Below are 23,506 nucleotides of genomic sequence, written 5' to 3' on the forward strand. Positions count from 1 at the left end.
TCTGGTGTTCAGGGCCCGATGGGCCCTTATCCCGCGACGCTGTCTGATGAACGCTTTACGCCCCGGCGACGCTTTCCGTCAGGACGTGAAAGCCGTGCGTGCCATCGCGATCCAGCTGGGCAATGAGACCAAACTCCCAGTCGAGGTAAGCCTGCATCGCTTCGGGGGCGTTGTCGGTGCCCTCATAGGGGCGGCGATAGCGATCGTCGCGCGGCTGGAGTAGCCTTGTCTCTCCCTGTTCCACGGGCAACCCTGCGGCTTTCCAGGCCGTGTTACCGCCCTTCAGCACCACCACCGGCCTGCCGGTCAGCCCGGAGATCTGCTGAACCGCAAAGCGCGCCAGCATGCTGCTGCCGCAGGTCACCACATAGCGTTGCGCAGCCGGTATCGCCTCTTTCCCTTTCTGGGTCAGCAGCGTCCGCTGTAGCCAGGCGGCACCGGGTATATGGCCGTTAACGTAGTTAGCGCTGGTGGTGAAGTCCAGCAGCTGGATGCCTCCCTGATCCAGCCACGTTGCCAGTACGGCAGGCTCAACCTCCTCCTGAGGGGGCAGGGCAGGGATAGTAGGCGACCAGGCCCCGGTGGCACTGAAATCGGCGGCGGTAAGCCCGTCCACTACCGCCACATCCCAGCCCATCTGCGCCAGCCAGGAAGCGCTCATATTGGCCCGTACGCCATCATCATCAACCAGTATCACCTGCGCCCCTCTGACGCTGGCGTAGTGATCGGTTTCCTGAACCAGCTGGCCGCCCGGCACGTGACGCGCGCCCGGCAGATGCCCCGCGGCGTACTCCTCTGCGTCACGCACGTCGAAAAGATAGCGCGTACGTGTTTCCTGCCACTGGCTGAGCTGCGTGCCTGACAAACGCTTAACGCCGACGCTATCGGCGACTTTTCGCGCGCCCTTTGCAGCCTGAATTTTTGCATTCTCGCTCACCTTGCCAAAGCGGCGCGTTTGCCCATGATCCAGCTTCAATCCGGCCAGCGTCCAGCCGATAGTGCCGTTACGCAGTGCATAAACAGGATTATCAATCCCGGCATTAATCAGGGACTGCGTACCGATAATACTGCGGGTGCGTCCCGCACAGTTAACGACGATGGTTGTTTCCGCCGAGGGAGCCAGATCCCGTACGCGCAATACCAGCTCAGCACCCGGTACGCTGATGCCGCCGGGAATACTCATCGTCTGATACTCATCAAAGCGGCGGCTGTCCAGCACCACCACCGGGCTGCCGCTGTGCAGCAGGGCGTTCACCTCTTCCGCAGGCAGAGAGGGCGTGTGACGACGACTTTCGACCAGCTCGCCGAAGGCCTTGCTGGGGGAGTTGACGTCAATAAACAGCTCGCCGCCGCCCGTCTGCCAGCCTGCCAGGTTATTCTCCAGCAGCGCTACATCAGCGTAGCCAAGCGCGGATAAGCGCGCGGCCGCGACGGCCGCCAGTCCTTCACCGCCGTCGTAGATCGTCACCGGCGTTGCCAGCCGGGGCACGCGGTTGAGGATTTCAATCTCCAGCTTCGAAAGGGGGATATTAACCGCAAACAGCGGATGGCCGGTGGCGTAGTACGCCTCTTCGCGCACGTCGATGAGCGCCACCTCCTGGTGCTGAAGGAGGGCGGATCGAATCTCGGCTGCGCGACGAAAATGTAGTGGTGTGTCAGTCATGTGAAAGATCCCATATATTGGGTAAAAAAGCGTTGTTGTAGCCAGAAATAAAGGTTTTTTCACTGCCATCGGGCTGATAGACGGCCCGCTTTACGGCACCAATATTGCCGCCGTAAACGTGAATACTGATCGAAACGCGATCCTGCCCATTGCTGACGCGGTGGATATCCCCCGCTGCGGGCGAGACGGCCTCCACGCTGCCAGGTTCGAGGCGAACCGGCTCGCCGTCGGGCGTCAGGCCCTGAGCCTCCCATCGATACCCCTGAGAAATTTCACTGCCGCGCAGCATGCCAATCAGCCCCCAGACGCGGTGATCGTGTATCGGCGTGCGCTGACCAGGCCCCCAGACGAAGCTCACGATCGAAAAACGCTGTTGCGCATCGGCGTGCAGCAGATATTGCTGATAACGTTCAGGATCCGGCTGGGCGAATTCCGGCCCAAGCCAGTCATCATGGCGGATAAGTTCACCGAGGAGCTGACGACCCTGGTGCAGAATGGTTTCCTCGCTGGGATGGCTATCCAGCAGCGAGGCCAGGCTCCTGACAAAGTCGCGCAGCCGGTGATGTTGAAGAGGCATTATTTGATCCCCTGTTCAGAGGCAACCTGATTGGCGCCCGCGGAAAGGTCGTAGTCAAACGCCTGATGAACGTCGATACGTTTTGGCAGCACGTGATAGTTAAAGAAAAAATCAGCCGACTTTTGCAGGGTATCGGCCACCTGTGGAGTAAAGTTCAGCGGGCGGATTTGCGCGCTGGCAATCCAGCGGGCGGCGATCGCGGGTGGGAAGCCCAGTGATGTTGAGAGGGCGTTGGCAAACGCCTGCGGATGCTGCGCAGCCCAGACCTGTGCTCTGGCAAGGCGGGTCATTAAATCGGCAATGGCTTCCCGCTTAGCCGGATCCCTTAGCGCCTCCTCCCGCGCCAGCGAATAGGAGTAGCCGGAAAGGATCCCTTTGCCGCCGCCCTCCGGCACCCTCACATCTTTATCCACTTCCTCCGCAGAAGAAACATAGGGTTCCCAGGTGGCCCAGGCATCCACGGCGTGGCTGGCAAGCGCCGCCCGGCCATCGACCGGGCCAAGAAAACGCAGCGTCACGTCCGGGAGTTTCAGGCCCGCGCGCTCCAGCAGGCCCAGCAGCAGATAATGGCCCCAGCCTCCGCGGTTTACGGCGATCTGTTTACCTATAAGATCCTTCAGGCTGTGAATACCGCTATCAGGTCGCGTAAGCAGCGCAATACTGTCCGGATTGTTTTGCCAGGCGCCCACCGCCTTCACCGGCGCGCCTGCGGCAAACACGAACAGGAACGGCAGATCGCCGGTGAAGCCAATGTCCAGCGCACCGGCGTTTAACGCTTCCTGCACTGGCGCGCCGGAGTCAAACGAGGTCAGTTTCAGGTCGTAGGGCAGATCCTTCAGCTGGCCCGATTCACGCAGCGAGATAAACCGGTCGCCCTTAACGTCCCCCAGCTTAAGGGTAACTTTCTCCGCCGCGCTGGCACTCAGTGAGAGGGCAGCGGCCAGCCCGAAAACAAGCAGTGAAAATCGCATCAGGCACTCCTTGCTACGCGACGTGCCGCCACTTTTTCCCGCGTAAGCGGGATCAGCTGTTTACCATACTCCCGCGCATCGTTGAGGGGATCAAAGCCGCGGATAAGTACGCTTTCAATGCCCAGGTTGTAATAGTCCAGCAGGGCATCAGACACCTGGTCCGGCGTGCCGACCAGGGCGGTGGAGTTGTAGCCGCCGCTCACCAGTTTGGCAATGCCGGTCCACAGAACCTTGTCCAGCCGCGCCCCTTCATTCGCCGCGGCAAGCAGCCGCTGCGCGCCCACGCTTTGCGGTTTCGGCAGGCCAAAATCGTGACCGGACGCGGTCAGCTTGTTGCGCGCCGTCTCCAGAATATGTTCCGCCTTCTCCCAGGCTTCCTTCTCCGTTGGGGCAATAATGGGACGGAAAGAGATATTGAAGCCGATTTCACGGCCCTGCTTAGCGGCGGCGGCGCGCACGGTGCGCACCGTTTCCGCCGCGCCCGCCAGCGGCTCGCCCCAGAGAGCGAACACATCGGCATGACGCGCGGCAACCGCAATTGCCTCGGGCGAGGAGCCACCGAAATAGACCGGAAGGTGCGCCTGCACCGGCTTGATGGCGGAAAACGCCTGTTCAGTCAGGAAATACTCTCCCTGATGATCCCAGGGATGATCGGCTTCCAGGCCCTGTCGCAGTACGCTGAGGAAGTCATCGGTGCGCGCGTAGCGCTGCGTCTTGTTGAGAAAGTCGCCGTCGCGACGCTGCTCCGCGTCGCTGCCCCCGCTGATGATATGCACGGCCAGTCGGCCATCGGTTAGCTGGTCCAGCGTGGCCAGCTTGCGGGCGGCCAGCGTCGGGGAGACGAAGCCGGGCCGATGCGCCAGTAAAAATTTGATGCGCGACGTATTCGCCGCCGCATGGGCGGTAACCAGAAAGCCATCAGGCTGATCTGACCAGTAACCGACCAGCACGCGGTCAAAGCCTGCCTGCTCATGGGCCTGGGCGAAGTCTGCAATATACTGTTTATTAAAAAGCGGGCCGCTGGGGGCGATGATTTCTGACGCCAGCCGGTGGCCGATCATACCAAGGAACTGAATGCCCATGACGTTTTCTCCTGGAGGAAGGCCGGCAAATTACCGACAGAGAAAAAACCCTAAGCTGAAATCTAATATGTGTGAAATTCATAATTGTACGTAGCTAATATAAAAACTAACTAATGTCGGTCCTCGTCCGGGTGATACCCTTTCGCCAGTTCAGTAGCAAATACCGCCACCGCCGCCTGTTGATTTGCGGGAAGGGAAGGGTGCACGAGCCAGAGTTGGCTAATGGGAGCAAAGTCTGCCAGCGGCACGCTGCGCACCCGATGCTGAGGGGAACTGTGCTTCACCAGTATCTCCGGCATAATACCCAGCCCGCGTCCTGCGGCAATCAGCGCCAGCTGCATCGCCACGCCCTGAACTTCGACATTCAGCGTCAGGGGAAGCCCGCGATCGGCCAGCGCTCGCGCAAGGGTCGCGCGAAAGCCGCAGCCGTCAGGGTTGAGGATCCACCCCTTCTTATAGCAGGCCGCCAGCGTGGCAGGCAGTGGCTCGCCGTCGTCGGCGGTGACGACCGCCAGCGGCACGTCTCCCAGCGCCGTCGATTTGAGGGCGTCATTGAAAATTTTATCGGCAGGGGCCAGCAGCAGCGCCGCATCCAGCGCGGCCTGATCGAGGGATCCCAGCAGCCGATCGCCCCAGCCGCTGTTTAGCCGCAGCTGGAGGTGGGGATAGCGAGACTGCATCAGCGCCAGCGCGGGCAGCAGCGTGGTATCGGAAAGAGTGTGAGGCAGGCCGAAGCGCAGCACGCCGCTGGGTGGCGCGTCTGTCGCCACCAGCTGATTGAGTTCATTCACCTGACCGGCAATACGCTGGCACTGCTGATAAACCTGCCAGCCCAGGGATGTGGGTTTCAGGGGCCTGGTCTGTCTGTCGAGCAGTTGAACGCCAAGCGACTCTTCAAAATTTTGCACGCGGCGGGTCACCGCGGGCTGCGTCAGACCCAGTTTTTCAGCCGTCTGCTGGGTCGACTGTAGCTGAACAAGGGTGACAAAGGCTTGCAGATCGTCGAGTTTCATTTTCCATTTTCCACCGGCAAAGAGGCTCAGCATAAGCAGCGCGCCCGCAAACAGATATGTCAATTTTGCATATTGAATGCGCGTATAATGCATTTAGAGAATAAAAAAGCCGGTGGTAGTCTCAGTTTTTTACTCATATTGAGACATCAGATGAAAGCATTCACCCTGAATACCCTCGGCCTGATCGCGGCGTTACTGTCCACGCCAGCGCTGGCGGCCAATACGCTGGCCGTCGGCGATCAGCGCGGCAACGCCCGCGCCATCCTCGAGGCCGCCGGAGAGCTAAAAAATACCCCCTATACCCTGGAGTGGCATGAATTTGCTAACGCAGCACCGCTGCTGGAGGCGATGCGTGCCGGCTCCATTGACGCAGGTTCGGTCGGCGATGCGCCGCTAACCTTTGCCGTGGCCGCCGGACTGGATGCGAAGGGGATTCTGGCCACGCGCTATGCCGGCAATGCGCTGATTGTCAAAAAGGGCAGTGCGGTCCATCGGGTGGAGGATCTGCGCGGAAAGCGCATTGCGACGGTGAAAGGGTCATCTGGCCATAACCTGGCTCTACAGGCACTGAAGCGTGCGGGTGTCGATCCGGCCAGCGTCTCATTTGTCTTTACCACGCCAGCCGAAGCGACGCTGGTGCTGGATCAGGGTGGAGTGGATGCGGTGTCGACCTGGGAACCCTACGTCTCTTTCGCCACGTCCCAGTCCGGCGCGCAGATTATTGCCGACGGCCGTGACTACCCGGCGATCAACTACCTGATAGCCAGCAACAGCGCCATCGCCAGCAAACGGGCCGAGCTGGTTGATTTCAGCCAGCGCCTGACGCGCGCCCGCGCGTGGGGTGAGCAGCATCCCGAGGCATATGCGGCGTCAATCAGTAAGCTGCTGCGTATTCCGCAGGCGGTGGCGCTGCTGAAGGTGAAGCGGGAGGTGAATAGCATTGATGATAACAATCAGGAGGTGCTTAACGTGCAGCAGAATACCGCTGACCTGTACGTGAAGAATGGCCTGATCCCCAAACCGCTCAGCGCCGCAGCCTTCGTCGATCTCAGCCTGTCGCAGAGGAAGTAATATGCATCTTGCACTCTATCTTAGCGATACCGGGCTGCATGCAGGCGGCTGGCGCCATCCCGGGGCGCAAAACCCGGACCCGATGCAGCTCAGCACCTGGCTGACGCTGGTTAAAAAAGCCGAGGAGGCGAAGTTTGATTTTGCTTTCGTGGCCGATAAGCTGTCGATTGACGACATCTACGGCGGCGATATCGCCACCACCGTGCAGTATCGTCCCGGCTATGCCCGCCCGGAACCGATGGCGCTGCTTACCGCGCTTGGCCTGTTTACCGATCGCATCGGGCTGGGCGGCACGCTCTCCACCACCTACGGTGAACCCTTTCACGCCGCCCGCACGCTGGCGACCCTCGATCACTTTAGCGCCGGGCGCATGGCGTGGAATGCCGTTACCTCCACTAACGACGGTGAGGCGCGTAACTTCAGCCGAACGCAGCATATGGGGCACAACGCGCGCTATCAGCGTGCCGGGGAATTTATTGATGCAGTACACCGACTGCTGGCGAGCTGGCAACCCGATGCGCGGGTGGCTGATAAAGCCTCAGGGGTCTGGGTTGATCCGCAAAAGGTCAGCTACACCCATTTCCACGGCGAGCATTTCCAGATCCAGGGGCCGCTGACGGTGGCAGCCTCTCCGCAGGGAAGGCCGGTGCAGATTCTGGCCGGGGTCTCACAGGATTTCCGCGATGTGGCCACCCGCGTGGGCGAAGTTATTTTTACCGTGCAGCCGGAACGGGCGCGGGCGCAGCAGTTTTACCAGCAGTTTAAAGCGGAGATGCTTGCGCAGGGCCGCCAGCCGGAAGCCTGTAAAATCCTGCCCGGCGTGATGCCGATAGTGGGCGCAACGCGCCGGGAAGCGGAGGAAAAGCGGCGTCTGCTGGATGAGCTGGTCAACCCGCTGGCCGGGCTAAGCTTTATGTCCGCCAGCATGAATTACGATTTGTCACAGCACGATCCTGATGCGCTTTTCCCGGATATTTTTCCGCATATTAGCGGCAGTAAAGGGCGCTTTGAGTATGTTATCGCTCAGGCGCGCCGCGAGGGGAAAACCCTGGCGCAGGTCGCTAAAACTTATGCGGCGAGCGCGTCGTTCCCGGTGATGGTCGGCACCGCGGCAGAGATAGCCACTGAAATGACGCTCTGGGTGGACAGCGGAGCCTGCGACGGTTTTGTACTGATGCCCGCCGATATGCCCGCATCGCTCAATGATTTTGCGGACTACGTTGTGCCGGAGCTGCAACAGCGGGGGGCTTTTCGTCAGGATTACGCGGGGAGGACGCTGCGTGACCATCTCGACCTGCCGCTGCAATAAAAAAGGCGACCCGACAGGGTCGCCTTGATAACCGACTGGGCAGGGGACAGTTTAGCCCAGCACCAGCCCGGCAATGGAGGCGGACAGTATGCTCACCAGCGTTGAGCCGTACAGCAGCTTCAGACCAAAGCGGGAAACCACATTACCCTGTTGCTCGTTCAGGCCCTTAATCGCACCGGCCACGATGCCGATAGACGAGAAGTTGGCGAACGATACAAGGAACACGGAAAGGATGCCCACGCCGCGCGGCGAAAGGGTACCGGCCACTTTTTGCAGGTCCATCATGGCCACGAATTCGTTCGAAACCAGCTTGGTGGCCATAATGCTGCCAACCTGCAGGGCTTCTCCCGCAGGCACGCCCATCACCCAGGCAAACGGATAGAACACATAGCCCAGCACGCCCTGGAAGCTGATTCCAAATATGGTGTCAAACAGTGCGTTAATGGCGGAGATCAGCGCAATAAAGCCAATCAGCATCGCCGCTACTATCACGGCCACCTTGAAACCGGCCAGGATATATTCGCCCAGCATTTCAAAGAAGCTTTGCCCTTTATGCAGATCGTTCAGCTTAAGGTCTTCTTCACTCTCGACGCGATAGGGATTAATCAGCGAGAGTACGATAAAGGTGCTGAACATATTCAGGATCAGCGCCGCCACCACGTACTTCGGCTGGAGCATCGTCATATAGGCACCGACGATAGACATTGATACGGTCGACATCGCGGTAGCCGCCATGGTGTACATGCGGCGCTGCGACATTTTTCCAAGGATATCTTTGTAGGCGATAAAGTTTTCTGACTGTCCCAAAATCAGCGAGCTTACCGCGTTGAAAGACTCCAGCTTACCCATGCCGTTTACTTTCGACAGTACGGTGCCAATCGCGCGGATAACAACCGGTAGAATGCGGAAATGCTGCAAAATGCCGATCAGCGCGGAGATAAAGACGATCGGGCAGAGCACGTTAAGCCAGAAGAAGGCCAGCCCTTTATCGCTCATGTTGCCGAAAACAAAGCTGGTTCCCTGTGCAGCATAGGAGAGCAGCTTGTCGAAAAACCCGGCAAAGCCCTGCACGAACCCGAGGCCGACTTCTGAGTTGAGGAAGAACCACGCCAGCAGCACCTCAATAACCAGAAGCTGGATAACAAAACGTATACGAATGTTCTTGCGATCGCTACTCACCAGCAGGGCCAGTAGCGTGACGACACCCAGTGCTAAAGCAAAATGCAGAATGCGGGACATGTATGCTCCAAATTTGAAGGCTGTTATATTTCGCTGCACATTCTATGTAACGGGACATGGAAAAACGAGAGCTAATCCACAATATAACAATTACCTATCGCCTCTCTGTTGAGAACTCTCTTCGCGATCACATCCTGACGCTGTTGAGGGTCTGAAGCATAACTGCAGGGAAATGTAGGCGAAGGGTTTTTTTCGAGCAGGGTTGGTGGGTCAGGAGAACGAGGGGCGGATTTGCTCTTTCCGTACATTCCTCAGGGGCAGGGAGCAGGCTGAAGGTAATGTCCCTGTCCTGTCAGTGTACGCTGATGGGACAGGGACAACGATCAGTGGCGGATCTGCGCCAGATCGCCTGCGGTCAGACCAGTCATTTTCATGACGGTGTCGCGGTCAAGGCCGTTCTGCAGCATGGTACGGGCAACTTCGAGTTTGGCTTCATTGCGACCTTCCTGTCTGCCCAGTTGGATACCCTTCTCGATACCCTTCTCGATACCCTTCTCGATACCCTTCTGTTCAAGCTGCTGCGCGATGGTCATCAGTTCGTCCTCATGTTGCGGCACCCGCTGTGCCAGTTCGCGTACAAAGGCCTCTGCGTCTGAAGTTTCGCCTGCCTGTACGAGATAGTTTATCAGTGAAATCAGCTGCTGTCCTGTCATGTGTTCTGCCAGCAGCAGGCTGACCAGATTGTCCAGCAGGTCAGCCAGATCGCGCCGGTGAATATGTTTCTGCAGCAGCGTCAATGCGGCCATACTGCGGTGGCCCATGATCTCATCATCAGGGATGACTGTCACATCGACCACTGGAAAGTCAGCGCTATAGAGCTTTTCGGCCAGCTCAGGATCGTTAAACTCGTCCAGCCAACGTGTTGAATAAGGGTAGGGGCTGCGCCTGCCCGTGTAGAACAGTACCGGGATCACCAGCGGCAGCTTTTTATGCCCGGCGTCCAGATGGCGTTGCATAGCCGCAATTGAGTAACGAAGAAGCCGGAACGCCATATGTCTGTCCGGTGTGGATTGGTGCTCGATGAGTACGTGGATATAACTCTCATCACCGGCTTTGGTTCTCAGGCTGTAGAGCACGTCGCTAAAGTAAGGGCGTAAGCTTTCCTCCACAAAGCTGCCTGACTCCAGCTTGAGGGTACTGAAGTCACAGACAGCCTGCAGTTCTGTGGGCAGATGCAGCTGCATGAAATCCCGTGCGGTATCGGAATGCGTAAGAAACTGTTTAAACACCAGGTCATGTGGGGTCGGGGTACCCTTCGCACTACTTTTAGCTTTCCTGTTAGCCATGCGCTTCTCCATTCCATCTTTTGTAGCCAGGATTATACCGGAACAGTGGCCTGCCATACTGTAGTTTATGGAATTCGACAGAATAGCGGTAAAGCCATGGCGGTTTAGCACAAAAGTGTCTCCATGCTGTCTCCTGTGCCAGGCATTAGTGCATCCATAAACCGGTGCGTTGGTGACAGAGGGAAGGCGAGTCACTGCTCTGTCGAAGGCTACCCTTAATTAAAAGACACCCGACGGCTTGTGAGGTCTTACTCTCTCACCTAGAGTTAAAAGAGTTGCTCATTTGTTAGCAGTGACGTAATTTGCCCTGAGGTATAGCCTTTGCTATGTTTCTTACCGCTGGCTATCACAGCGATAACAACAACCCATCTTCGTACACTTGATAATCATTATCATCTAAAAGACAATGCGATTCTAAGGTGATGAGCAGGGGAAATAACTATGTTGGAAGGCCGCACCGTGGAGCAGATCGCCCGTGGTTCACGTAAAATTAAGTTCGCACTTATGGGTCCGGCCTTTATTGCTGCTATCGGCTATATCGATCCCGGCAACTTCGCCACCAATATTCAGGCGGGTGCCTCCTATGGTTATAAGCTGCTGTGGGTGGTGGTGTGGGCGAATATTATGGCGATGGTTATCCAGCTGATGTCTGCCAAGCTGGGTATCGCCACCGGTAAGAATCTGGCCGAACACATCCGTGACCGCTTTCCCCGTCCTGCCGTCTGGTTTTACTGGGTGCAGGCTGAAATCATTGCGATGGCGACCGACCTGGCAGAATTTATCGGGGCGGCGATCGGCTTCAAGCTGATATTTGGCGTCAGTCTTTTACAGGGCGCCGTCCTGACCGGGGTGGTGACCTTTCTGATCCTGATGCTGCAACGGCGTGGGCAAAAGCCCCTTGAGCTGGTGATCGGCGGCCTGCTGCTGTTTGTGGCGGCAGCCTATGTCATAGAGCTGTTTTTTTCCCAACCTAAAATCGCCGATTTGGTGCGCGGGATGGCCGTTCCTGCTTTGCCTGGCGCGGATGCGGTGCTGCTGGCAGCGGGCGTGCTGGGTGCCACCATTATGCCGCACGTCATCTACCTGCACTCCTCGCTGACTCAAAGTCCGGATGGCGGCACGCGGGCGGAGCGTTATCGCTCGACCAAGCTGGACGTGGCTATCGCCATGACCATTGCTGGATTTGTGAATCTGGCGATGATGGCAACGGCGGCGGCGACCTTTCATTTCAGCGGTCATACCGGGATTGCTGACCTTGAGCAGGCCTGGCTTACGCTCGATCCGCTGCTGGGACGCGCGGCTGCGCTGGTCTTTGGTCTGAGCCTGCTGGCAGCTGGCCTCTCATCGACCGTGGTGGGCACCCTGGCCGGGCAGGTGGTGATGCAGGGTTTTACCCATATCCATATTCCGCTGCTGGTACGCCGGGTCATTACTATGCTGCCCTCTTTCATTGTGATTATGGCCGGTTGGGAGCCTACCCGGATCCTGGTGATGAGTCAGGTTCTGCTGAGTTTTGGTATCGCCCTGGCGCTGGTGCCGCTGCTGGCTTTCACCGGCAATCGCGAACTGATGGGGGATATGGTGAACTCCCGCCTGATGCAGACGGTAGGTAAGGTGATCGTAGCCATAGTGGTCGCGCTGAACTTCTACCTGCTGGTCGCGATGGCGCTTAATCTTTAACGTTAAAGCCGGCGTGTTAATAGCGGGGCTGACGCGGTGTTCAGCCCCTCATGCTTTTAGCCGAGTATGGCGTCGATGCGCGCCAGCTCCTGCTCAGTGAAATCAGGATTCGCGAGCATGCCAATGGCATCGTCGATCTGGCTGGTTTTGCTGGCCCCAATCAGTACGGAGGTGACGCGGTTGCCGCGCAGCACCCATGCCAGCGCCATTTGCGACAGTTTCTGACCGCGCTGCGCCGCCAGCTCATTAAGCTCACGCACTCGGGTCATATTTTCCGGCGTCAGCCGATCGGCGCTGAGGAACTGGCTCCCGCTGGCGATTCGCGAGTCTTCCGGGATGCCGTTCAGGTAGCGATCGGTAAGTATGCCTCCCGCCAGCGGAGAGAAGCCAATGCAGCCGACCCCCTCTTGTTGTAGCACATCCAGCAGACCCTGCTCTGGCGCGCGCTCGAGCATGGAGTATTTCGGCTGGTGGATAAGGCAGGGCGTTCCCAGCTGCTTCAGCAGGCCGATGGCTTCTGCTGCGCGGTCGGCCGGATAATTAGAGAGCGCGATATACAGGGCTTTGCCCTGGCGCACTATGTGGTCCAGCGCCATCATCGTCTCTTCCAGCGGGGTTTCCGGGTCAGGCCGGTGATGATAAAAAATATCGACGTAATCAATACCCATACGCTTAAGGCTCTGGTTAAGGCTGGCGACCAGATATTTCCGCGATCCCCAGTCGCCATAGGGGCCATCCCACATGGTATAGCCCGCCTTGGAGGAGATAATCAGCTCGTCCCGATAGGGGGCAAAGTCTTCCCGCAGCAGGCGGCCAAAATTCTCCTCAGCCGAGCCGGGAGGGGGACCGTAATTATTGGCCAGGTCAAAATGGGTGATACCGTTATCAAAGGCATGTCGTAACAGTTGACGGCTGTTGTCCAGCCGGGTGGCATCGCCAAAATTGTGCCACAGCCCCAGTGAGATGGCCGGGAGCTTAAGTCCGCTTCGTCCGCAGCGGTGATAGACCATTCCGCCGTAACGCTGTGCATCTGCCTGATAAACCATTGAAATTTCCTGTAAGTGTCGGGCCGATTTTACCTAAAGCATAGCAGTGTATACGGTTACACTAAATGGAATAGCGGGGCCGATCGCAACTTGAGGAAAATTCCGAGGCGTAACGCTTTGTTGCCGTTTAGCGCTGGCGTGCATCTTTAACGCAGTGAAAATAATCGGCAATACTCTCTACTACGTTTGCTGTTTACCGGGGAAAACCATGAAAAGCTGCACCGTTGGGAAGTATCTGCTTTCTCGCTTACACCAGTCAGGGATCGATCATCTTTTCGGCGTGCCGGGGGATTACAATCTTCGCTTTCTTGACCAGGTTATCAACAGCCCGGATATCGCCTGGGTAGGCTGCGCCAATGAGTTGAATGCGGCCTACGCGGCGGATGGCTATGCACGCTGCCGGGGAGCAGGTGCCTTGTTGACCACCTTTGGCGTCGGCGAACTTAGCGCCCTCAACGGGGTAGCGGGTAGCTATGCTGAATATCTGCCGGTGGTGCATATCGTCGGTGCCCCCGCCCGGGAGAACAGCCGCAGCGGGCTGCTGCTACACCATACGCTGGGAGACGGCGACTACGATCACTTTCTGCGCATCTCTCAGGAGGTGACGGCCGCGCAGGCGGTGCTAACGCCAGAAAATGCCGCAGCGGAGATCGACTGCCTGTTGCAGATTGCCCTGCACGCGCGTCGACCGGTTTACATTTATCTGGCTACCGACGTGGCGGAGGCCAGCATCGCTGCGCCTGCCGCAGCGCTTTCCAGGCCGCAGCTTGCTGCTCCGCAGGTAGCTGCGGCGTTTTCCCGCGCCGTTGAGCAGCGGTTCGCTGCGGCAAAGAGCGTCGCGCTGCTGGCTGATTTTCTCGCCGACCGGGCAGGGCTGAGGCCCGCGCTGCACCAGTTTCTGACCGAAATACCGATGCCCTTTGCCACCCTGCTGATGGGTAAGAGCGTACTGCCGGAGTCTCTGGATGGCTTTGCCGGAACCTACGCCGGGGCAGCGAGTGCGGGCAAGACGCAGTCGATTATCGAACGGGCTGGAGTGATTATTACCCTGGGCGTGCGCTACACTGACTCCATTACCGCCGGGTTTACCCAGCAAATCGACAGCGCCAAAACCATTGCGATAGACCTTCACGAAAGTCAGATAGGTGAGGAGGCGTTCTCGCCCTTACCCATGGCGCAGGCGCTGGAGATCGTCCATCAGCTCGCGCGGCGTTATACCAGCGGCTGGAATCTGACGCTGCCCACGCCGCCCGCCTTGAGCAACGCGCCCTCCGACAGGCTGACCCAGAGTACGCTCTGGCAGGCCATGCAGGATTTTCTACGGCCCGGTGATATCGTGCTGGCCGATCAGGGGACCGCCGCCTTTGGTGCAGCGGTGCTGCGGCTCCCTGAGGAAGTGACCTTTATCTGCCAGCCGCTGTGGGGATCGATTGGTTACACGCTTCCCGCTGCCTATGGTGCGCAGATTGCCGCCCCTGAACGCAGGGTCGTGCTGCTTATCGGTGACGGTGCCGCACAGTTAACGATACAGGAGCTGGGCTCGATGCTGCGTGATGGGCTGAAACCGGTGATCTTTGTGCTGAATAACAGTGGATATACCGTGGAGCGGGCTATCCATGGCGAGCATCAGCGCTACAATGATATTGCTGAGTGGAACTGGACCCAGCTTCCCGGCGGTCTTAGCGTGCGCAACGAAGCCCAGAGCTGGCGGATAACGGAAACGGCGCAGCTGGTTGAGGTTATGCGGGTTATCGCGCAAACTTCCCGATTGTCGCTGGTTGAAGTGGTACTGCCGCAGATGGATATCCCCCCTTTGTTACAGTCGGTCAGCGCATCCATGAGCCAGCGTAACGGCGGTTAAAGACGTAATTAGGATTGATGCCCGTGGGCAAGTGGCGTGCAGGCAGGTAAGGTAGGCGGCGGCAGCGCTTTTTACGCTCTCCATTGTGTGGAGGGCGTTGTTGTTTCAGCGGGGGAAATTTATAGTGTGTTTAAATGACGTAAGCGGAGCAAAACAATAATGACTAAGTATGCTTTGGTAGGTGATGTCGGCGGCACTAACGCCCGCCTGGCACTGTGTGAAGTTGAGAACGGTGCCCTGTCACAAGCCAAAACGTTCTCCACAGCAGATTTTGCAAGCCTGGAAGCGGTGATCCGCGCTTATCTTGACGAGCAGCAGCAGGACATAACCGATGGCTGTATCGCTATCGCCTGCCCGATCACGGAAGACTGGGTTGAGATGACCAACCACGACTGGGCATTTTCCAGCAGCAAAATGAAGGCTAATCTTGGCTTTGAGCATCTGGAAATTATCAATGACTTCACCGCCGTGTCGATGGCCATTCCGATGCTCTCGGAAGAGGACGTTATGCAGTTCGGCGGGACCGAACCGGTGAAGGACAAGCCGATTGCCGTCTACGGTGCGGGAACCGGGTTGGGCGTGGCGCATCTGGTGCACGTTGACCAGCGCTGGGTCAGCCTGCCGGGCGAGGGCGGCCACGTCGATTTCGCTGCCAATAGCGAAGAGGAAGACCTGATCCTTGAAGTACTGCGCGCCGAGCTGGGCCACGTCTCTGCCGAGCGCGTGCTGTCGGGCGCGGGCCTGGTTAACCTCTATCGGGCGATTGTCAAATCCGACGGGCGGGAGCCGGATAACCTGAAGCCGAAGGACGTTTCATCCCGTGCGCTGGACGATAGCTGCACCGACTGCCGTCGCGCGCTGGCGATGTTCTGTGTGATCATGGGCCGCTTTGGCGGTAACCTGGCGCTAAATCTGGGTACCTTTGGCGGCGTCTATATTGCCGGTGGCATTGTGCCGCGCTTCCTCTCCTTTTTCAAAGCGTCCGGCTTCCGCGCGGCGTTTGAGGATAAAGGGCGCTTTAAGGATTACGTGCAGAATATCCCCGTTTACCTTATCACTCACGACCAGCCGGGCCTGCTGGGTGCCGGGGCTCACCTGCGTCAGGTGTTGGGCAGCATTCTGTAAATGCGCCACCCTCAAGGGCCACAGCGGCCCTGGGGGCATTCCCCCTGACAGGCGACAGCGGCATGGGCCGCTGGAGCTGTCACTTATCCTTAACAGCGGTCTCAGACATCCACGAATATCTTTAGCCCACTGCCCGGCTGGCATCCGCGCTTATCTTTAGTCAACTGCGCTGTTGGCATCCATGCTTCTCTTAAACTCCTGCATTAGCTGGCATCCTCGCTTCCCGTTTACAGCCCCATTAACTGACGGAACGCTTTCACCTTGCTGCGGCTGACCGGCACCTGGAAGTCCCGATCGCGCAGTTTGAGCATATAGGTGTTATTAAACCAGGGTTCGATTTCGCGAATTTTGCTCAGGTTTATGCACCAGGAGCGATGGCAGCGAAAGAAGGCATCTTCGGGCAGGCGGTTGCAAAACTCTGAGATATTCATCGACATCACATACTCTTCACGCCGGGTATAAACAAACGTTAACTTCTCGTGCGCTTCGACATAGTAGATATCGTTAATATCGGTCACGATAATGCGCTCATCCTTCAGCAGATTTACCGTGCGGGGCTGGGGACGTATGGCCCCGGGCGCGGTGTGCAGTTTCGCCTGCTGCAGCGTGTTCTCCACCTTATGCAGCATAGTGACAATACGCATCTCATGGTAGGGCTTAAGGATGTAGTCAAATGCCTCCAGCTCAAAGGCTTCCACCGCATGCTCTTTACAGGCGGTGATAAAGACAATGAGCGGCCTGACGGCGAATTTACTGATATTCTGCGCCAGCAGTACGCCGTCCAGCGAGGGGATATTAATATCCAGAAAAATGACATCCGTCTGGTGGGTTTGCAGATACTTCAGGACATCCAGTCCGTCATCGAAGGTTGCCTCGATGGTCAGCTGGCTATGCTGCTCAATCATCCAGCTCAGCTCCTGCTGCGCCAGAAATTCATCTTCGACTATAATCGCTTTCACAGGCTTATTTCCGCTTGATACGACCTCAGGCCGTCAGTGACATACGCTGTTTTTCCGGCAGGATCGCCCCGTTTTTACTGATGTAAAAGGCAATTTCCGTGCCCGGCATCAGCCGGTGTATATGCAGCCCTTCACCGTACAGCAGTTTGACCCGGTGATGGACGTTAAGCAGACCAATCTTGTTGCCGGGCATTTCGTTTTTTTCGACTCTGGCGACCACCTCCTCGCTGATGCCATGACCGGTATCGCGCACTGAAATACGCAGCCGGTCGCCCTGGTCCCTCACGCTGAGCGTGACCACCCCTTTACCCCGACAGGGGTGGATGCCGTGTACGATGGCGTTTTCCACCAGCGGCTGGATCAGCAGGCTGGGCAGCACGCCGTTAACCTCTTCATCAATATCGTAAATCACGGTGAGCTTGTCGCCAAAGCGCGCCTGTTCAATGGCGATATAATCTTTTATCTGATACAGCTCTTTCCTGATATCAATCATCTCATCATCGTTCAGCTCAAGGTTATAGCGTAGATAACGGGCGAGATTACTGATCAGCTGGCGGGCAGTATCGGGATTGATGCGAATGGAGGAGGAGATGGCGTTAAGGGCGTTGAACAGAAAGTGGGGATTTATCTTGCTCTGGAGCGCCCGCAGCTCCGCCTTGTTGGCCATCTCCCGCAGCTGCTCGGCGCGGGAGACTTCCAGCTGAGTAGAGATAATTTGCGACAGGCCAATCGCCATCGCCCGTAGCGACCAGGTAATGCGGTGGGCATGGCGATAATAGATTTTCAGCGTGCCGGTGACCTCGCCTTTTTCCCACAGGGGAATGACGATCATCGAATGAATTTCCGGCGTGCGGTGCGCTTCATCGTTATTTTTGATAATGATTTGACCGTAGGCGATGGCTTTGGCCGTGGTCGGGCTGATGTCATCATCACCGTTGTCGTAGTTCTCTTCCCCGACGCCGACATAGGCGAGGATCTGGTTCTTATTGGTGATGGCTACTGCATCCGCGTTGATATCGCTGCGGATAATATCGCAAACGCTGCGCATCGACTGGCTGTTCACCTGGCGAAACAGCGGCAGCGTTTTATTGGCGATATCCAGAGCCAGCTTGGCCTGTTGGGCAGCAATGGCCTCTTTTTCCCCCTCAACGCTCTGAATAAGCAGCACAATCAGGCCAATACTGGCGGCACCGAGGATCATCGGCAGGGCAATTTCGCTAATAATCTCCAGGCCAAGAGAAAATGGCCTCGCCCAGAGCACGATCAGCAGCATGGTCAGTGATTCACACAGCATGCCGCCAAGAATACCTACGCTCCAGCGCTTTTCCTTGATAACCTTAAGGTTAATCGCACCGGAAACAAATCCGGCGATGATGCTGGTGATCAGACAGGGAACCGCGCTGACGCCGTGAATGTCCGTCAGAAAACGGTGCAGACCGGCAATCACCCCGGTAATGATGCCGACCCAGGGCCCAAATAAAATGCCGCCGGACATAATCGCGATGGTGCGCACGTTGACCAGTGAGCCCTCAACGTTAATGCCGCTCCAGGTACCAAACAGGGCAAACAGGCTGAAAATCGCCGTGACCGCAACCAACTCCTGCCATGAGTGCTCATCTTTTTGCAGCAGCTGACGAAACTGATGAATGCGGGTCATAAAAAACAGGCAAATCAGCATCAGGGCAGCGCGTTCTAATACGGCAAGCAGCATATCAAAGGTCGTGTGCACGGGCGCCTCGGCAGACGTGAAAAAGTCATCGCCTATAATATGTAAAGTGGGGAGGTTGTGCCAGGCATGAGGTCGTGGATCACCCCGAACAGGTATCTTGATCAATTTTCATCTTGCAGACCGCCAGAGGATATTTATGCAACTTACCACTGACAGGCTTCGACTGACCCGCCTGGCGCCAGACGACTGGCAGCTGTTTCAACAGGTACACCGGGATAAAACCAGCATGGCATTTATCAGCGACATCCCGCAGGAGGACGATATTCGCCAGCGTTTTACCCTGCGCCTCGCGCCCTGGCAGGTGACCAGCTACCATATGCTCTGCCTGACGATCCGCCTGGCGGAAACGGGTGAAGCCATCGGCCTGATTGGCGCGAATGCCGAATGGATCCCCTGGCGTCAGGCTGAAGTGGGCTACTCGCTGCTCAGCGGGCATTTTAACCAGGGCTATGGCACCGAAGCGCTGTCAGCGCTGGTGGACTACCTGTTTGAGACCTGTGAGTTCCATAAGCTCAGGGCGCAGGTGGTGGAGGGGAACTGGCCTTCGCGACGGGTGCTGGAGAAAAACGGTTTCCAGCTTGAGGGTACGCTGCGTGAGAATTACCTGCTGCGCGGTCAGTGGGTGAATGACTGGACCTTTGGTTGCCTGGCGCGCGATCGTTAAAAAAATGTTATGCCTCCTCTCGACAGGCCCGGACTGCCTGCGATATGTTTACTGACAGACCAGTTTCTGGTCGGCGTCGCTCGGACGGTCCGGGCGCTAACGTAAATCAGAGGTTTCAATGGCTGACATCAGCTCTGCTCGTCGTTTTTCCCGTATCGAACGTCTTCCGCCCTATGTTTTCAATATTACCGCCGAACTGAAGATGGCCGCGCGCCGTCGCGGTGAAGATATTATTGATTTCAGCATGGGGAATCCCGATGGCCCTACGCCGCCGCATATCGTTGAAAAACTCTGTACCGTCGCCCAGCGCGATGATACGCACGGCTACTCCACCTCGCGCGGCATTCCCCGCCTGCGTCGCGCCATTTCTCGCTGGTATGCCGACCGCTATCAGGTTGATATCGATCCTGAAACAGAGGCGATTGTCACCATTGGCTCGAAAGAAGGGCTGGCCCATTTGATGCTGGCAACGCTGGATCACGGTGATACGGTGCTGGTGCCAAATCCCAGCTATCCGATTCATATCTATGGCGCCGTGATTGCCGGTGCCCAGGTCCGTTCGGTACCGCTGGTTGAGGGTGTAGATTTTTTTAACGAGCTGGAGCGGGCGATCCGGGAAAGCTATCCGAAGCCGAAAATGATGATCCTCGGCTTCCCGTCAAATCCCACCGCCCAGTGCGTGGAGCTGGATTTTTTCGAACGGGTTATCGCGCTGGCGAAGCAGTACAACGTGCTGGTGATCCACGACCTCGCTTATGCGGATATCGTATATGACGGCTGGAAAGCGCCCTCCATTATGGAAGTGCCCGGCGCACGCGAGGTGGCGGTAGAGTTCTTTACCCTGTCGAAAAGTTACAATATGGCCGGCTGGCGTATTGGCTTTATGGTGGGGAATAAGGAGCTGGTTGCTGCGCTGGCGCGCATCAAAAGCTATCACGACTACGGCACCTTTACGCCGCTACAGGTGGCGGCCATCGCCGCGCTGGAGGGCGATCAGCAGTGCGTGCGCGATATTGCTGAACAGTATAAACGCCGCCGTGACGTGCTGATTAAAGGTCTGCATGAGGCGGGGTGGATGGTTGAAATCCCTAAAGCCTCCATGTACGTCTGGGCGAAGATCCCCGACCACTACCGCGCAATGGGATCGCTGGACTTCGCCAAACATATGCTACAGGAAGCGAAAGTGTGCGTTTCCCCAGGCATCGGATTTGGTGATTACGGTGACACCCACGTGCGCTTTGCGCTGATTGAAAATAGCGATCGCATTCGTCAGGCGGTAAGAGGGATCAAGGCGATGTTTCGTGCGGACGGCCTTCTTCCTGTTACCACTAAAGCCAGCGAAGAGGACGTTTAACGACAGGGGCCGGGCCGTCAGGCCTGGCCCCTGGCCAGGGGTTACAGCATCAGTAAAAAAGTGCCAACCCAAATCAGCAGAATGAACGAAATTCCCATCAGTGCATATTTCACAAACGCGTCCTCTGAGCGGTGATGGCAGAACAGCGGGTCAATTTACCCGTTATTCTCGCCTGAATAAAGTCGGATACGCTGAGAATACCCCCACCGTTAACGCGGTTCAATTTCCGCAATGACTGACATTCCCACTCGCAGACGCGTCCGGTCAACCTGACCCGGCTCCAGCACGATTTTTACCGGCAGGCGCTGGGTGACTTTAGTGTAATTACCGGTGGCGTTATCAGCGGTGATAGCCGCAAAGGTTGAGCCGGTAGCCGGTGCAATACTGTCAACGCGCCCATGCAGGGTGACGCCGGGCAGGGCATCGACGCTGAGGGTCACGGGCTGACCGGATCTGACGTCGCCCAGCTGCGTTTCCAGGAAGTTAGCCAGCACGTAAGACTGGCTGAGGGGCACGACCGCCAGCAGGCGCGTGCCTGCCGTCACCCACGCGCCCTGCCGCACCGTACGCTGGCCGACGGTGCCATCAACCGGCGAACGAATAAGGGTGTAAGAAAGGTTGAGGCGGGCCTGGTCGACTGCCGCCGTCGAAGCCGCGATATCGGCATTCGCCTGGCGGAGGCTGGCGCGCAGGACACCGGTCTGTTTACGAGCCGAGAGCGCGGCTGCCTGGCTCTGACGCAGCTGGGAGGCGGCTTCCTGCATGGCCGCCTGGGTTTTTTGCTGCTCATCCGCAGTGCCGGTGCCGGTGTTCAGAAGGCGACGGTAGCGCCCGGCATTCTGCTGCGCATAGTTAAGGGTGGCTTCGCTGGCGCTGACTGCCGCATCGCTTTGCGCGATCGCCGCCTGCTGCTGTTCCAGCTGAGCCTGTACGCTGCTTAACTTTGCCTGACTGATTTCCAGGTTTGCCTGTGCCGTTTCCAGCGCCACGCGGTAATCGCTGTCGTCAATCGTGGCCAGCGTGTCGCCCGCCTTCACTTGCTGATTATCGCTGACGTTCACCGTACGGATATAACCCGACACTTTGGGTGCGACCAGCGTGTAATCGGCCACCACCGTCGCATCATCGGTCCGGGCATGATGGTGGCGCATCGCTGACCAGATAACAAAGGCGCAGGCCAGCAGCAGGATCAGCAGCAGCGCTAAAAGCAGAGGGCGTTTTGCAGTGACTAAACTCATGATAATTTTCCTGGCACCTGGATAGGATGTTGAAGAAGCGTTTGTGGCGGATACACGCGTTTTGGTAGCCACGCCGTCAGCAGGACCAGCAGCAGTGCGGCACCGATAATCAGCAGGTAGCCATCGCTGATGCTGAGGATCACCGCCTGATGTTTAACCAGCGTGGCAAAGTGGCCTACATTTTCCACCGAGCTGACTGATCCGTCCGGCAGGAGTGGCGAGAGCGGGCCCGCACTGGCAGCATTATCCGCCGTAATCAGCCAGGGCCGATTCCCCAGCTGATCGACCAGGATATGAGAATGAAACTTCTCGCGGTGGGTAAGGAAGTTTTCGACCAGGCTACCTGCCGCGACGCTGGAGAAACCCCGCACGGTATTGAACATCGCCGAGGCGTAAGGCCCTTCCGGCGGCTGAACCACGCTGGTGGCGCTCATCAGCACTGGCAAAATAAGCATCGGTTGCCCAAAAGCCTGAAGCGTCTGGATCAGCCAGAAATTCTGTCTGCTCCACTCATCCGTCAGCTGCATACCCATCAGGCAGGAGAGACTGAGCAGGATCGCGCCGAGGGTCAGCATCCAGCGGCAGTCAATCCAGCGCAGATTGAGCAGGGCGGCGAGCAGCGGTGCGATCAGCAGCTGAGGCAGACCGATAATCAGCGCCAGCGGAGCAAACTGTGCAGGGCGGAACCCCCCTACCTGAGCAAACCAGGCCGATGGCAGAGCGGAACCGGAAAGCGCGACCAGCAGTACGCCCGCCAGTACCAGCAGTCCGTGGCTCAGATTTCTGCGCGCCAGCATCTGCAATTTGAACAGCGGCACGGGGTGAAACCACTCATTGATAAAGAACACCACCAGCAGGGCGGCCGCAGCCAGCAGCATGGCGGCGATTAGCGGTGAGTTCAGCCAGTCCAGTCGTTCACCCTGGCCGAGTGCCAGGATCAACAGCGCCATTCCGCTACAGCCGGTCAGCATGCCGAACAGATCGATCTGCTGAAAACGGGCCAGTCGCAGCGGATCCTGAGGGATCCCCCAGCCAATCAGCAGGCCAGCCACCAGGCTGGGCGGTATTACCTGCCAGAAAACAAACTGCCAGCCGACAGAGTCGGTCCAGAAAGCGGCCAGCGAGGCAGCGATATTGGGACCGAAGGTCGCAGTCAGCGCATAGGCGGCAAGGCCATAGAGTTTGAACGGCGGCGGTAAAAAACGCAGCGCCACGGTCATCAGCAGCGGCGGCAGCGCGCCGCCGAACAGGCCCTGAACGACCCGCAGGGCGACAAACAGGCCGGGCGTGGGCGCAAAGGGTTGCAGCAGGCCGGTGGCGGCGAAGCCAAAGGTCATCACCAGCGCAAACCGGCGCAGTGAGAAAGTGACGGCAAACCAGGGTGCAACCATCATCGCTGAGACTTCCGCTGCCTGCCATGCTGAAGTTATCCAGGTTGCACTGTCGTAACTAAAGCCAATCGCCGCACGCACGTCGGCCAGTGCCAGGTCGGTGACGCGGTCATTAAGCCCCGAGGTCATCGCCGCTATCAGCACGCCCACCATTCCCAGCGCCAGACGCAGGGTAAAAGGATGAGGGGCCGGGGCCGGTACAGCATTCATAACAGGGTTCCGCAGGAAAAATAGGGTTATTGGTGCAC

The 23,506-nt window shown here is 57.8% G+C and carries 20 protein-coding genes; 7 read left to right on the top strand and 13 right to left on the bottom strand.

Annotation, left to right across the window (positions count from 1 at the left end; all coding sequences use genetic code 11):
- Nucleotides 1-55: 55 nt before the first annotated feature.
- From AC4PCC_RS05725 to AC4PCC_RS05745, 5 genes are all read right to left on the bottom strand, one after another.
- Nucleotides 56-1,663, bottom strand: a complete 1,608-nt coding sequence (locus AC4PCC_RS05725; RefSeq protein WP_492126698.1) for a rhodanese homology domain-containing protein — start codon at nt 1,661-1,663, stop codon at nt 56-58.
- Complete coding sequence (locus AC4PCC_RS05730) at nt 1,656-2,243, bottom strand: cysteine dioxygenase family protein (protein ID WP_492127457.1); 588 nt, start codon at nt 2,241-2,243, stop codon at nt 1,656-1,658. Before AC4PCC_RS05730 ends, AC4PCC_RS05725 begins: the two co-directional genes overlap by 8 nt.
- The gene (locus AC4PCC_RS05735) at nt 2,240-3,211 is read right to left on the bottom strand and encodes an ABC transporter substrate-binding protein (protein WP_492126699.1); all 972 of its coding nucleotides are present in this window, start codon (nt 3,209-3,211) and stop codon (nt 2,240-2,242) included. Before AC4PCC_RS05735 ends, AC4PCC_RS05730 begins: the two co-directional genes overlap by 4 nt.
- The gene (locus tag AC4PCC_RS05740) at nt 3,211-4,293 is read right to left on the bottom strand and encodes an LLM class flavin-dependent oxidoreductase (RefSeq protein WP_492126700.1); all 1,083 of its coding nucleotides are present in this window, start codon (nt 4,291-4,293) and stop codon (nt 3,211-3,213) included. Before AC4PCC_RS05740 ends, AC4PCC_RS05735 begins: the two co-directional genes overlap by 1 nt.
- 110 nt (nt 4,294-4,403) lie before the next feature.
- The gene (locus AC4PCC_RS05745; protein WP_492126701.1) at nt 4,404-5,369 is read right to left on the bottom strand and encodes a LysR family transcriptional regulator; all 966 of its coding nucleotides are present in this window, start codon (nt 5,367-5,369) and stop codon (nt 4,404-4,406) included.
- A gap of 87 nt (nt 5,370-5,456) precedes the next feature.
- Here AC4PCC_RS05745 and AC4PCC_RS05750 point away from each other — a divergent pair, with 87 nt between their 5' ends.
- Nucleotides 5,457-6,377: an aliphatic sulfonate ABC transporter substrate-binding protein gene (locus AC4PCC_RS05750; RefSeq protein ID WP_492126702.1), complete on the top strand. Its 921-nt coding sequence runs from the start codon at nt 5,457-5,459 to the stop codon at nt 6,375-6,377.
- Between the two features lies 1 nt (nt 6,378).
- A complete protein-coding gene (locus AC4PCC_RS05755; protein WP_492126703.1) occupies nt 6,379-7,686 on the top strand; it encodes an NtaA/DmoA family FMN-dependent monooxygenase in 1,308 nt (435 codons plus the stop codon).
- 51 nt (nt 7,687-7,737) lie between these two features.
- On the opposite strand, the gene AC4PCC_RS05760 is transcribed toward AC4PCC_RS05755, so the two are convergent.
- Both AC4PCC_RS05760 and AC4PCC_RS05765 read right to left on the bottom strand, forming a co-directional pair.
- Nucleotides 7,738-8,925, bottom strand: coding sequence for a NupC/NupG family nucleoside CNT transporter (locus AC4PCC_RS05760; protein ID WP_492126704.1), 1,188 nt, complete (start codon nt 8,923-8,925; stop codon nt 7,738-7,740).
- A gap of 323 nt (nt 8,926-9,248) precedes the next feature.
- Nucleotides 9,249-10,211, bottom strand: coding sequence for an Rpn family recombination-promoting nuclease/putative transposase (locus tag AC4PCC_RS05765; protein WP_492126705.1), 963 nt, complete (start codon nt 10,209-10,211; stop codon nt 9,249-9,251).
- 441 nt (nt 10,212-10,652) lie between these two features.
- Here AC4PCC_RS05765 and AC4PCC_RS05770 point away from each other — a divergent pair, with 441 nt between their 5' ends.
- A complete protein-coding gene (locus tag AC4PCC_RS05770; RefSeq protein WP_492126706.1) occupies nt 10,653-11,891 on the top strand; it encodes an Nramp family divalent metal transporter in 1,239 nt (412 codons plus the stop codon).
- Nucleotides 11,892-11,947: 56 nt separating this feature from the next.
- On the opposite strand, the gene mgrA is transcribed toward AC4PCC_RS05770, so the two are convergent.
- Complete coding sequence (mgrA, locus tag AC4PCC_RS05775) at nt 11,948-12,937, bottom strand: L-glyceraldehyde 3-phosphate reductase (RefSeq protein WP_492126707.1); 990 nt, start codon at nt 12,935-12,937, stop codon at nt 11,948-11,950.
- Between the two features lie 208 nt (nt 12,938-13,145).
- Between mgrA and AC4PCC_RS05780 the strand changes: the two genes are divergently transcribed.
- Nucleotides 13,146-14,798: an alpha-keto acid decarboxylase family protein gene (locus AC4PCC_RS05780; protein ID WP_492126708.1), complete on the top strand. Its 1,653-nt coding sequence runs from the start codon at nt 13,146-13,148 to the stop codon at nt 14,796-14,798.
- 159 nt (nt 14,799-14,957) lie between these two features.
- The gene (gene glk / locus AC4PCC_RS05785; RefSeq protein ID WP_067705838.1) at nt 14,958-15,923 is read left to right on the top strand and encodes a glucokinase; all 966 of its coding nucleotides are present in this window, start codon (nt 14,958-14,960) and stop codon (nt 15,921-15,923) included.
- Between the two features lie 227 nt (nt 15,924-16,150).
- Here the strand turns inward: glk and AC4PCC_RS05790 are convergent, their stop codons facing one another.
- Entirely contained in the window at nt 16,151-16,882 is a 732-nt protein-coding gene (locus tag AC4PCC_RS05790) for a LytR/AlgR family response regulator transcription factor (protein WP_492126709.1), read from the bottom strand.
- Nucleotides 16,883-16,907: 25 nt separating this feature from the next.
- Nucleotides 16,908-18,593 carry a LytS/YhcK type 5TM receptor domain-containing protein gene (locus AC4PCC_RS05795; RefSeq protein ID WP_492127458.1) on the bottom strand — a complete coding sequence of 562 codons (1,686 nt, stop codon included), beginning with the start codon at nt 18,591-18,593 and terminating at the stop codon, nt 16,908-16,910.
- Nucleotides 18,594-18,747: 154 nt separating this feature from the next.
- Between AC4PCC_RS05795 and AC4PCC_RS05800 the strand changes: the two genes are divergently transcribed.
- Both AC4PCC_RS05800 and alaC read left to right on the top strand, forming a co-directional pair.
- Entirely contained in the window at nt 18,748-19,275 is a 528-nt protein-coding gene (locus tag AC4PCC_RS05800) for a GNAT family N-acetyltransferase (RefSeq protein WP_492126710.1), read from the top strand.
- 118 nt (nt 19,276-19,393) lie between these two features.
- Nucleotides 19,394-20,629, top strand: coding sequence for an alanine transaminase (gene alaC, locus AC4PCC_RS05805; RefSeq protein ID WP_492126711.1), 1,236 nt, complete (start codon nt 19,394-19,396; stop codon nt 20,627-20,629).
- Between the two features lie 41 nt (nt 20,630-20,670).
- On the opposite strand, the gene ypdK is transcribed toward alaC, so the two are convergent.
- From ypdK to AC4PCC_RS05820, 3 genes are all read right to left on the bottom strand, one after another.
- Nucleotides 20,671-20,742 (bottom strand): membrane protein YpdK, encoded by a 72-nt coding sequence (ypdK, locus tag AC4PCC_RS05810; RefSeq protein ID WP_156484989.1) that lies wholly within the window; start codon nt 20,740-20,742, stop codon nt 20,671-20,673.
- A 96-nt stretch (nt 20,743-20,838) separates the two neighbouring features.
- On the bottom strand, nt 20,839-21,867 hold the full coding sequence (locus AC4PCC_RS05815) for an HlyD family secretion protein (protein WP_492126712.1): 1,029 nt from the start codon (nt 21,865-21,867) through the stop codon (nt 20,839-20,841).
- Nucleotides 21,864-23,468, bottom strand: a complete 1,605-nt coding sequence (locus tag AC4PCC_RS05820; protein WP_492126713.1) for an MFS transporter — start codon at nt 23,466-23,468, stop codon at nt 21,864-21,866. Before AC4PCC_RS05820 ends, AC4PCC_RS05815 begins: the two co-directional genes overlap by 4 nt.
- Between the last annotated feature and the right edge of the window lie 38 nt (nt 23,469-23,506).

This window comes from Erwinia sp. L03-1 (assembly GCF_058686115.1).